The sequence below is a fragment of the Phycisphaerales bacterium AB-hyl4 genome, assembly GCA_041821185.1.
GTDB lineage: Bacteria > Planctomycetota > Phycisphaerae > Phycisphaerales > Phycisphaeraceae > Natronomicrosphaera > Natronomicrosphaera hydrolytica.
The window spans coordinates 1-14088 of sequence record JBGUBD010000020.1 but is presented as its reverse complement, the minus strand read 5'-3'; the positions used below and the strand labels follow the sequence as shown (position 1 = coordinate 14088).

General features: G+C 63.6%; 15 protein-coding genes. 10 read left to right on the top strand and 5 right to left on the bottom strand.

What is annotated here, in order from left to right:
* Positions 1-22: 22 nt before the first annotated feature.
* The 3 genes from ACERK3_19075 to ACERK3_19065 all read right to left on the bottom strand — a co-directional run bounded on the left by ACERK3_19075 (position 23) and on the right by ACERK3_19065 (position 3734).
* Entirely contained in the window at positions 23-1294 is a 1272-nt protein-coding gene (locus tag ACERK3_19075) for a type II secretion system F family protein (GenBank protein MFA9480379.1), read from the bottom strand.
* Between the two features lie 23 nt (positions 1295-1317).
* Positions 1318-2556: a type II secretion system F family protein gene (locus ACERK3_19070; GenBank protein ID MFA9480378.1), complete on the bottom strand. Its 1239-nt coding sequence runs from the start codon at positions 2554-2556 to the stop codon at positions 1318-1320.
* 89 nt (positions 2557-2645) lie between these two features.
* Positions 2646-3734, bottom strand: a complete 1089-nt coding sequence (locus tag ACERK3_19065; protein ID MFA9480377.1) for a GspE/PulE family protein — start codon at positions 3732-3734, stop codon at positions 2646-2648.
* A gap of 304 nt (positions 3735-4038) precedes the next feature.
* On the opposite strand from ACERK3_19065, the gene ACERK3_19060 reads away from it, so the two are divergent.
* From ACERK3_19060 to ACERK3_19020, 9 genes are all read left to right on the top strand, one after another.
* Positions 4039-4563, top strand: a complete 525-nt coding sequence (locus ACERK3_19060) for a hypothetical protein (protein ID MFA9480376.1) — start codon at positions 4039-4041, stop codon at positions 4561-4563.
* Positions 4564-4752: 189 nt separating this feature from the next.
* Positions 4753-5445, top strand: a complete 693-nt coding sequence (locus ACERK3_19055) for a PspA/IM30 family protein (protein MFA9480375.1) — start codon at positions 4753-4755, stop codon at positions 5443-5445.
* A gap of 93 nt (positions 5446-5538) precedes the next feature.
* Entirely contained in the window at positions 5539-6261 is a 723-nt protein-coding gene (locus ACERK3_19050; GenBank protein ID MFA9480374.1) for a YqiJ family protein, read from the top strand.
* Positions 6262-6394: 133 nt separating this feature from the next.
* The gene (locus ACERK3_19045) at positions 6395-8158 is read left to right on the top strand and encodes a flotillin family protein (GenBank protein ID MFA9480373.1); all 1764 of its coding nucleotides are present in this window, start codon (positions 6395-6397) and stop codon (positions 8156-8158) included.
* An 8-nt stretch (positions 8159-8166) separates the two neighbouring features.
* On the top strand, positions 8167-8520 hold the full coding sequence (locus tag ACERK3_19040; GenBank protein ID MFA9480372.1) for a hypothetical protein: 354 nt from the start codon (positions 8167-8169) through the stop codon (positions 8518-8520).
* A gap of 21 nt (positions 8521-8541) precedes the next feature.
* Positions 8542-9084 carry a zf-TFIIB domain-containing protein gene (locus ACERK3_19035; protein ID MFA9480371.1) on the top strand — a complete coding sequence of 181 codons (543 nt, stop codon included), beginning with the start codon at positions 8542-8544 and terminating at the stop codon, positions 9082-9084.
* 30 nt (positions 9085-9114) lie between these two features.
* Positions 9115-9786, top strand: a complete 672-nt coding sequence (locus tag ACERK3_19030) for a hypothetical protein (protein MFA9480370.1) — start codon at positions 9115-9117, stop codon at positions 9784-9786.
* Positions 9787-10033: 247 nt separating this feature from the next.
* On the top strand, positions 10034-11362 hold the full coding sequence (locus tag ACERK3_19025; protein MFA9480369.1) for a hypothetical protein: 1329 nt from the start codon (positions 10034-10036) through the stop codon (positions 11360-11362).
* A 56-nt stretch (positions 11363-11418) separates the two neighbouring features.
* The gene (locus ACERK3_19020) at positions 11419-12147 is read left to right on the top strand and encodes a hypothetical protein (GenBank protein ID MFA9480368.1); all 729 of its coding nucleotides are present in this window, start codon (positions 11419-11421) and stop codon (positions 12145-12147) included.
* 107 nt (positions 12148-12254) lie between these two features.
* Here ACERK3_19020 and ACERK3_19015 read toward each other — a convergent pair whose 3' ends face one another.
* Positions 12255-12710, bottom strand: a complete 456-nt coding sequence (locus ACERK3_19015) for a hypothetical protein (protein ID MFA9480367.1) — start codon at positions 12708-12710, stop codon at positions 12255-12257.
* Positions 12711-12733: 23 nt separating this feature from the next.
* Positions 12734-13651 carry a helix-turn-helix transcriptional regulator gene (locus ACERK3_19010; protein ID MFA9480366.1) on the bottom strand — a complete coding sequence of 306 codons (918 nt, stop codon included), beginning with the start codon at positions 13649-13651 and terminating at the stop codon, positions 12734-12736.
* Between the two features lie 150 nt (positions 13652-13801).
* Here ACERK3_19010 and ACERK3_19005 point away from each other — a divergent pair.
* Positions 13802-14088: alcohol dehydrogenase catalytic domain-containing protein (locus ACERK3_19005; protein ID MFA9480365.1), on the top strand; the 287-nt coding region annotated here is incomplete at its 3' end.

The window sequence follows — 14088 nt, the reverse complement described above, 5'->3', positions numbered from 1 at the left end:
TGATGTTGAATCGCAAGCCGCATTACAATCGTCCCCCGCTTAAGGCATCTTCGGTAAGGGTCTCCAGCAGTTGCACCAGCGGCAGGAACATCGCCAGCACCAGGCATCCGACGAACAAGGCCGCAATCAGCACCACCGCCGGCAGCACGGTCGCCCGGCCGATCTCCACAAGTCGGCTGAAGCGAAGCTGATAGTATCGGCCGAGGAAGGTGAACGTGCGGGCCATCTCACCGACGCGTTGCGCCGGACCGATCAACCCACACGCCATGGCCGGCAAACGCGCCGCCCGCGCCGCCTCGCCCATGTTGCGGCCTGCCTGCACCGCATCGGCCCACCGTCGCAGCCGACGACGCACGACTGCGTTCATGGGCAGTTCGCTCGCTTGCTGAAGTGCCGATTCCATCGGCTGACCCGCCCGCAACGCGTCCGCGACACACCCAAACACATCCGCCAGCGCCCGATCTCGCACCATGCTTCGGACGCCCGGTACGCACCACAGCAGGTGGTCCGTCAGCGCGGCCCACGGCTTCGGTCGACGGTCCGCCGTGTGCAGCATCTGCCACGTCGCATGGCCTGCGGCCGCCAGCGCCAGAACAATTGTCGCGACCAGCAGGAATACCGGCACGCGCGTCCACGCGAATGCAATCGTGACTTGCGTCAGCCAAGGCAGTGACGCGTCGAAATCCGCGAAAATTTCCACATACGACGGCATGATGAAGATGGAGATGCCGGCAAAAACAAACACCAGCGTCAAAAGCAACACGAGGGCGTAGGCCCACACGAGCGCCTGCTCCGGTTCCTGGTCGCGATGATCGTGTCGGGACTCGCGCACCAGTCGTCCAAGGGTGGCGGGCAACTGTCCCAACCGCTCGCCGACCGCGATCAGAGAAACCGCACGCGAGGGCAGTTCCGGAACCTGGGCCGCTACCGCATCGCCAAGGCTACTGCCGGTTTCAATCGCCTCGCGCAAGCGGCTGAAGCGTAAACGCGCCTTGCCATTTTCGCTGACCGCTGCCGCGTGCAGCATCGCGGGTAGGGGCAGGTTGAGGCGGATCGTCTGTTCGAGGTGGCTTAACACCAGCATCGCCCGGCGCTCACGGACACGCCTGGCGATAACGCCCAGCATGACCAGCAGCAGCAGCCCCCCGGCCGGTCCGCCGATTAGAAATATTGGGCCGATGGTGACGCCCAGTACAGTCATGACCATCATGATCGCGAACATGACCACCACGCCGGCCACCATCCAGAACAGGGCCGCCACAGCGAGGCTCGTCAATCGGAAAATCGTCGTCATGCTGTGCGAGTTCCTTATCAGCGTCACATGACCGATTGCATCAACTGAATCAACGGCAGAAACATCGCGCTGACCACCGTGCCGATGATCAATGCCAGCACCACCAGCAGCAGGGGGGTGAGCGTGATCTGCAAGGTGGTCAGGCGCAGCTCGGCCTGCTGCTGGTACATCCGGGCAAGGTTCTCCATCATCTCCGCCAGGTCGTGCCGCTGTGAGGCCAGGTGGATCGCCGCGGGAACCGTCGCCGGGATCACCGCCAGGCGGGGGTGTTCGTCGAGCGGCTGGCCCGCTTCGAGCGTCTCGCGCAGGGCCCGTACATCCCGTCGCACCAGCGGCGAGTTCACCGCTTCACCTGCTAACTCCAGCGCGGCGGGCAGGTCCATGCCGGCCTGCACGCCCAGCCGTACCGCATCGCACCAACGCGCTACCAGGTTCGCTCGCAGCACCGGGCCAAGCAGGGGCCATGGCATGAAAAATTGATCGCTGACCGCCTGTGCCCGTCCATTCCAGGTGAGCAACTTCCATCCCATCACGCCGCCGACCAGCAGCACGACCACGAGCACCGCGATCGCTGGCATCCACTCGGACACGGCGAAGACGAACTCGGTCTGCACAGGCAGTTGCATATCGAAATCACGAAAGACATCACGAAACCCCGGCACGATAACAACGCCCAGAAACACCATCACGGCCACGATGCCCGCGAGCACGACAATCGGGTAGGCGGCTGCGCGCCAGAGCGTGGCGTGCAGGCGTTGAATCAGTTCCAGGTGCTGGCCGAGGTTGAACAGCACGGCCGGCAGTTGGATGGCGCGTACACCCGCGTCGACCAGGCGTCCGTAAAGCCGCGGAAACTTCTGGCGATGCCGGTCGAACGCCTCGGGCAGCGACGCCCCCTGTTCCAGTTCCGTCGCCACGTCGTTGACCGTCTGCGCGAGGCGTGGGTTGTTCATGTCGCGCGCAATCAGCCGCAGGCCGCGTTCCACCGGCAGGCCCGCGGCGGTGAGTTGGGCGAGCTGTTGATTGAACGCGGCGAAGTGTCCGCCGTGCAGCGGGCGCGAGCGGGCGGCTGTTTCGTCCTGCATCTCGAACTCGACCAGCCGAACGCCCATGTCCGACAATGAGTGGCGCGCCTCGTCGGCTGTGTCGGCTTCAATCGTACCGGCCAGGGCGTGACCGTCAGGACTCTGCGCTTCGTAACGAAATGTGCGGCGCTGCAACGTCACGTCGGACGCGTCGTGCGGATCGTGGGCTTGTGTCATCAACGCTCCCCAATTTGATTGGGCCGGAAGGTAGGGGTCGTCCCACACATCATCCACCGCCTGCACGTTCGTTGCAAGGCGCAGGTTGGCTACCCGCCCAGCGCTCGCTGTACTTCCGCCTCGTCGGTCACGCCCGCGTGCACCAGCGACGCGGCGACCGCTCGAAGCGACACGAAACCGTCCGCGGACTCGATCGCCGAGCGAATGGCCCCGGCTTCACCCTGTGCGAGGAGGGCCTGCCGCACGGCGGGCGTCACGCTTGTCACCTCGGCGATCGGCACGCGGCCGGCATAGCCCGCCTCCGCAGACCCGCGCCTGAGCAACCGAGTTGAGACGACCGCAAACAGGCTCGACGCCACCTGGTAAGGCTCGAGCCCCATCTCCAACAGCCGTACCACCGCCCCCTCCGGCGAGCCCGCGTGCAGCGTCGACACCAGGCGATGGCCCGACAGCGCCGCCTGCACGGCAATCGAAGCGGTGGCGCGGTCGCGTATCTCCCCCAGCGCCAACACCTGCGGGTCCTGCCGAAGAATGCTGCGCAAGGCCGTTTCGTAAGTCAGGTTGCCGAACGGCGTCACTTCGATCTGCGTGACCCCCGGCAGGTCGCGTTCCACCGGATCTTCAAGACTGATCACGCTCAAGCCGCTCGACCGCTGAACGATGTGTTCCAGCAGCGCATAAATGGTTGTTGTCTTACCCGAACCGGCGGGGCCGCACATCAGCAGCATGCCACCGTCGGCCGCCGCAAAGTGTTGCAATATGTCGTACGTCGCGGCGGGCAGGTCAAGCGTCTCCAGCGAGCGCGGCTGGAGCAGCTCCGCGGGCAAACGAACCACCGCCCGCAGCCCGTGCGTGGTGGGCATGATGGCCAGCCGCAGGTCGAGTGCCTTCACGCGCTCGGCCGAGGTGTCCAGTTCGATTCGGAACTGGCCTTCCTGGGGCACGTCGAGGTGGTAGGTCAGAAGTCCCGCAGCCACCATCAGCCGATTGACGTAGCCACGTCCCGTCGCGGCGTCGAGCCGATCAATTGGCTTGAGCATGCCGTCGACGCGGCTACGGATCTCGTAACCCTCCCCGGTCGGCTCAAGATGAACATCGGATGCACGGCGAGCCAGTGCATCATGCAACAGGTCTTGCACAGCCTGCTTCACGTCCCCGCTGCCAGTACGAGTGGACATGACATGCATTGTATCGCCTCATCCCCCGCGGGATTCTGTTGTCCTGACATTCGATGGCACGCCGCCTGGCTGAAAGACGCTCGGCGGGATACGTTCCTGCGGCGTGTGTATGCATACGAAAACGGAAACGCAGGAACATTTCAGCAAAAAATATTGGGTTTTCATGCAGTTATGCGCAGGGTTGACGAAATTATCCGATTTCGATTAGAAGTTGTTGACAAATGCATACGTCTGATTACATTTGAAGGGAGACTTGAGATCAAGCGTGCGTCGCCGGGTGGCAAGGTTTGCGAAAGGCCATTCCATGAAGTCCGTGACGATGAGCGTGCGGGTGCCGGAAGATGATGCCGCTTTTATTGCGGGCCTCGACGTGCCGGGGGCCGTCACGCCCAGTGATAAGCTTCGCGCCATCATTGCCGAGGCCCGGCTTCGCCAGGAAGGGTCGGGGGACTTCCGCCGGGCCTTGGCTTTATCTGAACAACTGCTGCGGCCGGCCCGGCAGCGCCTGCGTGACGTGGAGCACCGGCTTCAGGTACACTCTGATCTGGTCGCCGCCGTGGAAGACTGGCTGCCTGAAGCGCTGGCCACGGCGATGACCGGTCCCATCCATCATGATGCGACGGGGGCGGACGATGACGACAGCCAATCGCTGCTGGATCTGGAACGCGAGTTTGCCGACCGTGTGTTCGGCCTGCTCGAAGCGGTGCTGCGCCTGGGCGTCACGCGTCAGTGCCGCTGTTACGACCCAAAGACCATCGCCCGTCGGCTTGAGCCGATCATGGAACTCGCCCGGGTGATCGAGACCATGCGCGATAGTGATGAAAAATAGCCATGGATGCACCAGAATCACGCAGAAAGCATGCAGGAAGCAGGGGGGCGTCTCGGGCGTCGTGCTTTGACTTTTCAACCGGGTCGGCTGCTCTCACCTCGGTGATTTCTTCGTGTGCTTCGTGCCTTCGTGGTTGAATTCGGACGACATCGAACCAAACGTCGAACCAGTCGAACAAGGAGATTCGTCATGAAGGAAGGCATCACCGCTCGAGTTGGACGCATCATCAGTGGCGGGTTCAATCAGCTCATCGACTCGATGGAGAACGCCGCGCCGGAGATGGTCATGGAAGAGGCCATCCGCGAAGTCGACGGCGCGATCGACGAGGTGCGGGCCGAGTTGGGCAAGACCGTGGCGAACAAGCATCTTGCGACGCGTCGGCTCAGCGATGCGAACGGTCGGCATGAAAAGCTGGCTGAGCAGATCGACCTCGCTGTCGAGCAGGGGCGTGAGGAACTGGCCGAGGCGGCGATTGCGCAGCAGCTCGACCTCGAAGCGCAAGTGCCTGTGCTCGAAACCACCATCAATGACTGCGCCGGCGAAGAGAAAGAGCTGGAAGGCTATATCGCAGCGCTGCAGGCGAAGAAGCGTGAGATGAAGGAAGAGCTTCGCGAGTTCCGTAAGAGCCGGGCCGAGGCGGCGAAAACAACCGGCGTGGCGACGGGCAGCGACGGCCAATCACGCCCCGGCAGTGACGTCGAGTCGCGCGTTTCCAAAGCCGGCTCAGCGTTTGATCGTGTGCTCGAACGGCAGACCGGCTTGGGAGGACTGGACACCAGTTTGAAGCAGTCGGGCCAGCTGGCCGAGTTGGAAGACCTCTCCCGAAAGCACCGCATCGAAGAACGCCTCGCGGCGGCGAAGGCACGGGCGAAGAAGTCATAATGGTTCCACGTTCAGGTTGCGGGCTTCAGGTTGTGCTCATGCTTGTCAGCTGAATCGTGAAACCTGCAACGTGAAACCGATCGGGACGTGATCATGTTCGAGTTCCTGCTCGCTACCGAGAACCTGCCGTTCACCATTGCTCTGGGGGTGATGGTGCTGCTGGGGTTGTTGGAGGGTGTGACGACGGTGCTGGGCATGGGGGCGTCGAGTTTTCTCGATGCGGTGCTGCCGGACGTGGACATCGACGCGGACCTGGACATCAACACGTTCGACCTGACCACGGCGGACGGCGATCTGGACCTCGGCGACGTCGCGTCGCACGGGCCGGTGGCGAAGCTGATGGGTTGGATGCACATCGGCCGAGTGCCAGTGCTGATCCTGCTGGCGCTGTTTCTGTTTGCGTTCGGGATGGCGGGGCTGTTCGTGCAAATGTTTGCCGAGGGATTGACCGGCATGCTGCTGCCGGCGGTGTTGGCGGTCGTGCCGGCGTTCATCGCGGCGATGTTTGTCGTGCATTACACCGGCATGCTGCTGGCGAAAATCATTCCCAAGGATGAAACCTCGGCGGTGGGGGTGGACAGCTTCGTCGGCCGAGTGGCGCAGATCACGCTCGGCACCGCGCGACGCGGCTCGCCCGCCCAGGCAAAGCTGCGCGATCAGCATGGCCAGACGCATTACGTCATGGTCGAACCCGACAGCGACGACGCCGTCTTCGACCAAGGCATCCACGTGCTGCTGGTGAAGCGTGACGGCCCGCGCTTCCTCGCCATCGAGAATCCCAGCAATGCACTGGTCGACCAGGAGACGACGACATGATTCCAACATGATCCGAAATGTTCGCGACGCGGCGCATCGACAATCGGGGGCCATCACGCCCACACCCGTTTTTTCTGGGGGGCCTTCCCCTTTCACACGTGTTTGCTTCTCTTGATCTGGAAGGAATTGACTGATGTTCGAAAACACGGCCTTTCTCATCGTGCTCGGCTCGGTCGCGGCATTGTTCGTGCTCATTTTCATCGGGCTGGTCATCTCCCGACTGTACCACCGGGCGTCGAAGGAAATCAGCTTCGTCCGCACCGGCTTTCGCGGGCAAAAGGTGATCATGAACGGCGGCGCGCTCGTGTTTCCCGTCCTCCACGAAGTGATCCCCGTCAACATGAACACGCAGCGACTGGAGGTGCAGCGCGGCGCTGAGGCGGCGCTGATCACCCGCGACCGCATGCGCGTCGACGTGCGGGCCGAGTTCTACGTGCGTGTCAAGCCTAACGCCGACGCCATCGCCGACGCCGCCCAGACGCTCGGCCGACGGACGACCAACCCGCAGGCGCTCAAGGAACTGGTTGAGGGCAAGTTCGTCGACGCGCTGCGCGCCGTGGCGGCGGGCATGAGCATGGAAGAACTGCACGAGAACCGCGTCGACTTCGTGCAGAAAGTGCAACACGCGGTAAGCGAAGATCTGCTTAAAAACGGCCTGGAGTTAGAGTCGGTGTCACTGACGGCGCTGGACCAGACCGACCAGACCTTTTTCAATCCCAACAACGCGTTCGACGCGCAGGGCTTGACCCGCCTGACGGAGGAAATCGAAGCGCGCCGCAAGCAGCGCAACGATATCGAGCGGTCGACGCAGGTGCAGATTCATATGAAAGACCTCGAGACGGAGCAGAAAAAGCTCGAACTCGATCGTGAAGAAGAATATGCCAAGATGATGCAGGCCCGCGAGATTGCCGTGCGTCGTGCGGAGGAGAAGGCGGCGACGGAACGAGAGGAAGCCGAGAAGCAGCGTGAGGCGGAAGAGGCTCGCATCGCGGCGAAGCAGCGGGTGGATCAGGCGGGCATTTTGTCCGAACGTGCGGTGGAAGAGGAGCGGATCGACAAGGACCGTCAGCTTCGCGAGCGTGAAATCGGCAAAGCGCGTGCGGTTGAGTTGGCCGACCAGGATCGTGCCATTGCGATCGCGGAAAAGAGCAAGGCCCAGTCGCAAGCCGAGGCCGAGGCGGACAAGGCTCGTGCGATTGCGGCCAAGGCGGAGGAGCAGGTGGTGACCTCGCGTGAGACGGAGATTGCCGAGCGTCGCAAGGCGATCGAGCTGGTGAAGGCGGCGGAGGAAGCGGAGCGTGACGCGATTGGTGTGAAGGTGCAAGCCCATGCCGACCGCACCGCGGCCGAGGACCGCGCGGAGGCGGTTCGCACGCAGGCGCAGGCGGAAGCGGACAAGGTTCGCCTGGAGGCCGAGGCCGCCGCCGAGCGATACAAGGTGGACGCCGACGGCAAGCGCATGCTCAACGAGGCGGAAAATGTGCTCGCCCCGGAGATCATCGAGATGCAGATCAAGATGACGGTGGTGCGCAATCTCGAAGCGATCATTCGCGAATCGGTCAAGCCGATGGAGCGGATCGACGGCATCAAGATTTACCAGGTCGAGGGGCTTGGCGGGGGCGGCGGTGGTGGTGGCGGTACGGCCAACGGTTCGAGCAACGGCCACGCAAGCGCGGGCGACGGCAGCCTCGCGGACCAGGTGGTGAACTCGGCGCTGCGCTACCGCGGGCAGGCACCACTGCTCGACTCATTGCTGAAAGAGATCGGCCTGACGGGCACGGATCTGCAAGGGCTCGGCTCGGCGGCGAACATCACCCGCGATGGCAGCGCTGCGACGCCCACAAGCGATCAGGCGGCCCAGGCGAATCCCGCGACAGGTGACGCGTCCACTTTATGACCTGCCCGATGCAGCCAGCCGACAAGAAGGCGCTGATCAGCGACGTGGGCGAAAAGCTCGTCCGCCGGCATGGCAAGCAGAAGCACTACAAGCCCGCGCAGGTCCGCCGGGCGGCGCTGGATGCCGGCTACATCGTGGATGTGCACTGCTGGGCATACTGCTTCTTCTGCTCGGCCGCGGATTTTCTGACCTGGCACCAGGCCCGCGGCGAGACCTGCGACTACGCAGCGATGAAAGTCGAACTGGCCCGGGACCTGGCAGGCGAAACAGGCTCATTCTGGTTCGACGTGGACCTGTCCTGGCTCGACTGGCCGGATGTGGACCTGAGCTCGATTTTCGACTGGTTCGACGTTTCACCCTGAACACGAGGGAAGGTTTTCATCATGCGATGTCCCGCCTGTCAGGAATCACAGCTCACGCGTGATGAACTGGATGCGAATCTCATCACCAGCGCCTGCACCGCCTGCGGCGGCCACTGGGTGCGGGCGTTCCAGTACTGGCAGTGGCGGCAGAAGCAGGGCGAGAGCCTGCCGCCCATCGAACCCGATGCGAAAACGACGCAGCCGCCTGCCGCCGACAGCGGGCCGGGCAAGCGCTGCCCCGAGTGTGGCACGTTTCTGATTCGTCGGCAGGTGGGCAAGGGCTTCGCCTTTCACCTGGACCGCTGCGGGCACTGCGGCGGCATCTGGTTCGATCGCGACGAATGGGACACGCTCAAGCAGCACAATCTGCACGACGACGTGCACTTCGTCTTCACCGAGGCGTGGCAGGCGGCGGTTCGACGCGACCGGCAGGCGCAGGCCGAGCAGCGTCGCCTGCGTGAGCAGCTTGGCGAAGTGGAGTACGCCCGCCTGTGCGATGTGCAGCGGTGGATCGAGCAGCACCCGCAACGGCCGATGATTCTCGCCGCGCTCGGCATCGTTTAACAACAGCAGGACTTGCCGGGGAGATGATGCATGACTCATCGTGGACTGCGGACGTTCGTGGGATTGCTGATGACGCTGGCCACGTTCGGTTGTTCGTCGCCGCCGACGATCGACGAGCCGGCTGCTGGCGCTGACCAGCGTGCGCCTGAGCCAGCCAGGCTCCCGGCACCTGCGCATGACCTGTCATGGTTGGCTTCGGGTCTGAAGGACGCCCCAGGCCGGGAGGTGGTGGCGCTGGTGGCTGGCATGATTGCGGGCCATCAACTCGTGCCCGATGAAGCACTGCGGATGGAACCGGGAGAGGTTCAATGGGACAGCACCGCCGGCACGCTGCGACTTCGTTCGCTGGAACAGCGTCCCGCCATGCGGGTGACGACGACCACGGCAGATGGCGAACCCCGCGTCGTCGTCGTGCATGAGGCGACGTTGAAAGCCCGGGACGAGCAGACCTTGGCGCTGACGGTGCAATGGGAGCTCGAAGCGCCGGCCGAGGTTCGACCTGGATTGATCGAAGGGCCCATCACCCTCCAGGCCGTGATCTCACTGCCACAACAGAGGGCCACCTTCAGCCTCGAAGCGCCCAACCTCAAGCTCATGGACGGCACGATCCACATTCGGCCGGGCAACCGCATCCGGATTACTCGACCGGCGGCGGACGAACCCGATCGACCGGAATCCGAGGATGCAACCCAGCCGAAGTAGATCGAGCCGCCGCGAAAGCGGGTCACGTCGTCAATGATGGCTGCGTGGGAATTTGCTGGAACCTGGGGCTCACATCGGCGTCTGAACTAAGCAGTAGGATTGCTCGCCAAGCTGCTGGGAAAAGGAGCCCGCCATGTGTCCGACGCGTTTCGTTTCGTCGAATTCTGCTTGCCTGTTGTTGGTTCTGCTGCTTATGCTCGCAGGAGGTCTGGTCGGCCAGCAAGTTACATCCGGGGAAACCATCGCCATGTCCGAATCCACCATCAAGCAGTACCAGGCCTATCGCAGCGTGATCGACCGAACGGCCGGCATGGCGGACGACCCACATATCCGCCAGCTTGCCGAAGCGCATGGCCTGGACGTGCTCAGCCTCACATGGGAAGACACCGGCCGGTTCAAGGACTCGGCGGTGGGACCGAATATCTCCGACATGACCATCCAGGTGCAGCAGCAGGATCCGCAGACGCAGCAGTACCAGCTCTCGTTGATGCCGGTGATCCGTCATCCCAACTTCACCGACAAGACCGGCGACGTGGAACTGGACCGCTTCTTCGTCACGGTCGGCAACCACCGCGATGACGGGGAACTGGAACGGATCACGCTGCGCCAACTGCTGGCGAACCCGCGGGCGTACATGAGCCAGCCTACTTCGTGGAAGGGCGAGCATACCAGCCTGCTCGCTGAGCGCGACACGCACGTGCTGGTCAGCGCCCAGGCCTGCTTCCTGCCAATCCCGCGAGCCGGCGAGGCGGTGTTCAATCCGGTGCTGTTCAACTACCAGTCGACGCAGGGCAACCCGGCGGTGCTGGCGATACTGATCACGCGCGAGGGTACGAGCATGACGGTGATCGACAACGTGCGCGACGGCTTCGAGGCGGGCGACACGTGGGGCCAGCGCCTGTTTTTCAACAAGGCCGGTGAGCGGGCGAGCCTGACCGGCCAGCGGATCAGCGACTTTCACGCCGGGCAGCAGGCAAGCGGCCAGACTGACGGCCGGGCGGCTGACCGAGCCGACGGGGATGCAGGCCTGAACATGGTCATGCTCATCCAGGTGCCGCTGAAGCAGAAGACGCCGCCGCGGCGGACTGGCGTGGTGTTTTCGGTGGCTTCCAGCATGCTGCGCGAGGAGGCCATGGCCCCCGACGTCGAAGAGGCCGTCATCGGCCACGGCCCGGTGGAAGGCCCGTTCACCGAATTCGATGACCTGCCCATTGAACGCGACCCGCGTTTCCCTGTGCGCGTGACGGTGCAGTTCTACAAGGCCACCAGCAACGGACAGGTCAGCGAGCAGGACATCGCGGGCATCGCCGCGCAGATCGAGCGGGTCTACGACGATGCGGACTATGTCGGCAGCCTCGTGGTGGAAGGGCCGACTGGCCGACCCACCGAACACGAGGGGCCGATGGTCGAGCCGCCGGACTGGTGGGACGAGTTCTGGCAGCGGCACGAGCAGAACACCGGCCAGAGTCGCGAGCAGGCGATCCGCATGCTGCGGAAGCTGCTCGGCGAGGACTATCGCCCGGTCAGCGAGCAACAGCTGCGCGAGGATACAGACAGCCTGCCGACGTCGGAGTGATCGGCTCGTCGCTGGATGGGTGAGGCCACGATGATCCGCCCAAAGGAACCGATGGTGTGAAACGTCCACCGCCTGTCAGCATCACGCTCCACTTGCTGGTGGCGATCAATGTGGCGCTGGGCGTGTGGTGCATGGGCGTGCTGCTCGTTGAACTGGCCGTCGTGTCGGCGTCACTGCGGCACGACTGGTCCGAGCTGGTGATGCTGCCGTTGCTGCTGGTGTGCCTCGGGTTGGTGGGGCTGTTTTTCATTCCGCCGTGGCATGTCTGGCGGGGTGGACGGAAGTCGGCGTATCTTCGGCTGACCTGCTGTCTACCGATCGTGGCGGGCGTCGTTTTCGTACTGCCGAAGACGATGCATCTGGAAGCATGGCTGAACGTCGGCCCCGGCCAGGATCCGGAGGCTGCGCGGGCGCTGGAGCACATGGCCGGCTGGGCGATCGTGCTCTGGGCCGGCGTGATCTACTATCCGTTGGCCGACTGGCTCACGGAGGCGCATCGGCGCGACGAGGGCTACCCGTTGGTACAACGGCGCACCGGCGCGAGGCTGTATTCCACCATCCATGCCATTGCCGCATTCCTCGCGTTGAGTTCGGCGGGGATGCTCTTGCATCGGATGCTCCGCACGCAGCCGGGCGCGAGCAGCCTGCTCTGGCAGGCGGCGTCCAGCCTCGGCCCGCTGATCGGGACCGTGCTGTTGTACAAGTTGACGGTGTGGCTGCTGCTGTGGCGACATCGACCGATCAAAGTCGATGAATCGATGGGCTCGGATTCGTCGATGGGGTGAAATGGCGCGAGCCGGCCTGGACGTCCAATCGCACAAGGCGTGGCACGCTTTGCTGTTTACTTACCTGTGCAAGCCCCAAACGGTGGCGAGTACGACCAGCCCGCGTTTCAGCGGTCCATGGAACGATCGCGAAGCGGGCCGATCCAGCTTACGTTCCGGGCCCCATCAAAACCGACCTTGAAGTCATACGCCGGCTTGTCGTCGCGGCGCTCGGGGCCGCCGTAGTACCAGAATCGGCTGTCGGCCTCGTACGGTCGGCCGAGCCGGCTGAGCAGGTCGAGGTTGGTCATGCCCGGGACGATGGAGGCCCGAGCGGCCGCATCGGGCTGCGGCAGTTGCGTGGTGGTGATGGTCGAGGGTGGCAGGGCGGCGGGTTGCGCTGCCGTCAGCGCGTAGGCTTCACCAAGGAAATTGTCCGGCTGCACGGGTACGAGCATCACCAGGCCGAAGTGTACGCTTGTGATCAGGCGAGTCTGCCCGTCGGTGCGGGGCAGGCGCGGATCGAGTAGGGCGGCCTGGCCGTGCTCTGGATCGATGCGGTAAGCGAGTCCTTCTTCATCCATGTAAAGGCGGGATTCAGAGATCCCTATCGAGTCTCCACTTGGTTGTGTCGGAGTTTTTCAACCGGCCGGGGCAAGTTTCGGCGGTATCCTGTTGGTGTGTGACCTGTTCGCTGCTGAAACAGACGCGTGAAGTAGCCCGGGCGATCGAAGCCGACCTGCCTGCTGATTTCCGTCACGTTCAACAAGGTGTCGCGAAGCAACTGCCTGGCCCGTTCGATTCGCACTGCCTGGGTGTAACTCAATGGCGAAATACCATAGGTGCTGCGAAAGTGGCGGCACAGGTGTTCATAGCTGTAACCAAGCGAGCGGAGTTGGTGCTGGATCGAAGGCATCCCGCTCACGGGCTGCTGGGCAATGTGATCCAGTAGCGTTCGAATACGGGGGGCGAGGTGATCAGGGATGGGCCGGGCAGCGTGGGCGGGGGGCGATTCGTGCAGTAGTTCGAGTAGCAGTTCGAGGCAGAGGGCGCGTGCCGTGGCGCGGTCGCGTGGTGTGCCCGCGTTCCAGCGGTGGCTGAGTCGATGGTGCAGGTCCCACACGTGCCCCGGCCGTTCGATGCGACCGTGCAGCAGACGTGCGGGCATCCACCGCGGCGCACGGCGCATGAAGGTCAGATCCGGGGCAGCCGGCGCATAGGTCAGAACCGGGGCGTCGGCCTGCGCTTTGCCGGCGGTCCAGTCAAAGTGCATCCAGGCGCGACGGCCGGGCCGGGGACCGTCCAGCCAGGACGTGTGCCATTGGCCTGGCGGAACGATCACGAACGACTCGGGCAGGCATACGAACGATTCCCCCTCTATTTCCAACTGAAACGTACTGTCGCCAAACAGCACCACCTCATGATCGTAGATCACGCGCGTCGGCTCGATCCAGCCAGGCTGGGCCGGCTGTTCGCCCACAATGCGTGGACGCGGCGCAATGCGTTCCAGCCAATGTATTGTCATCTGCGTAACCTCATCATGTGACATTGCCATGCCGACATATGTCAGATTTGTGCTATTTTTATCAATTCCGGCCTCTTGTGGCGAACGCGAGCGATGCGGATACTCGCTCGAACGGATTGGCTCGCTCAACTGAACCGCACAGGATCGCCCATGGACGCCACCGCCATCGTCTGCGATGCTCAACAGAACCTGTCACTGACGCGCGTGCGTCTGCCTGCCCCCACGGCCGAGGACATCGTAATCCGCACGGTCTACAGCGGCGTGAGCCCGGGCACTGAACTGGCGCTGCTGCAAAACAAGATCACGTGGGGCCCCTACCCGCTGTGCACCGGCTACCAGGCCGTCGGCGTGATCGAAGTGGTGGGCGAGAAGGTGACCGCGTTTGAGCCGGGCCAGCGCGTGTACTATCGCAGCAATGTGGGCATGACGTCCGACAC

Coding starts and splice junctions, on each gene's coding strand:
- ACERK3_19075 (MFA9480379.1), bottom strand. CDS start 1,294: ATGACGACGATTTTCCGATTGACGAGCCTCGCTGTGGCGGCCCTGTTC.
- ACERK3_19070 (MFA9480378.1), bottom strand. CDS start 2,556: ATGACACAAGCCCACGATCCGCACGACGCGTCCGACGTGACGTTGCAG.
- ACERK3_19065 (MFA9480377.1), bottom strand. CDS start 3,734: ATGTCCACTCGTACTGGCAGCGGGGACGTGAAGCAGGCTGTGCAAGAC.
- ACERK3_19060 (MFA9480376.1), top strand. CDS start 4,039: ATGAAGTCCGTGACGATGAGCGTGCGGGTGCCGGAAGATGATGCCGCT.
- ACERK3_19055 (MFA9480375.1), top strand. CDS start 4,753: ATGAAGGAAGGCATCACCGCTCGAGTTGGACGCATCATCAGTGGCGGG.
- ACERK3_19050 (MFA9480374.1), top strand. CDS start 5,539: ATGTTCGAGTTCCTGCTCGCTACCGAGAACCTGCCGTTCACCATTGCT.
- ACERK3_19045 (MFA9480373.1), top strand. CDS start 6,395: ATGTTCGAAAACACGGCCTTTCTCATCGTGCTCGGCTCGGTCGCGGCA.
- ACERK3_19040 (MFA9480372.1), top strand. CDS start 8,167: ATGCAGCCAGCCGACAAGAAGGCGCTGATCAGCGACGTGGGCGAAAAG.
- ACERK3_19035 (MFA9480371.1), top strand. CDS start 8,542: ATGCGATGTCCCGCCTGTCAGGAATCACAGCTCACGCGTGATGAACTG.
- ACERK3_19030 (MFA9480370.1), top strand. CDS start 9,115: ATGACTCATCGTGGACTGCGGACGTTCGTGGGATTGCTGATGACGCTG.
- ACERK3_19025 (MFA9480369.1), top strand. CDS start 10,034: ATGTCCGAATCCACCATCAAGCAGTACCAGGCCTATCGCAGCGTGATC.
- ACERK3_19015 (MFA9480367.1), bottom strand. CDS start 12,710: ATGGATGAAGAAGGACTCGCTTACCGCATCGATCCAGAGCACGGCCAG.
- ACERK3_19010 (MFA9480366.1), bottom strand. CDS start 13,651: ATGACAATACATTGGCTGGAACGCATTGCGCCGCGTCCACGCATTGTG.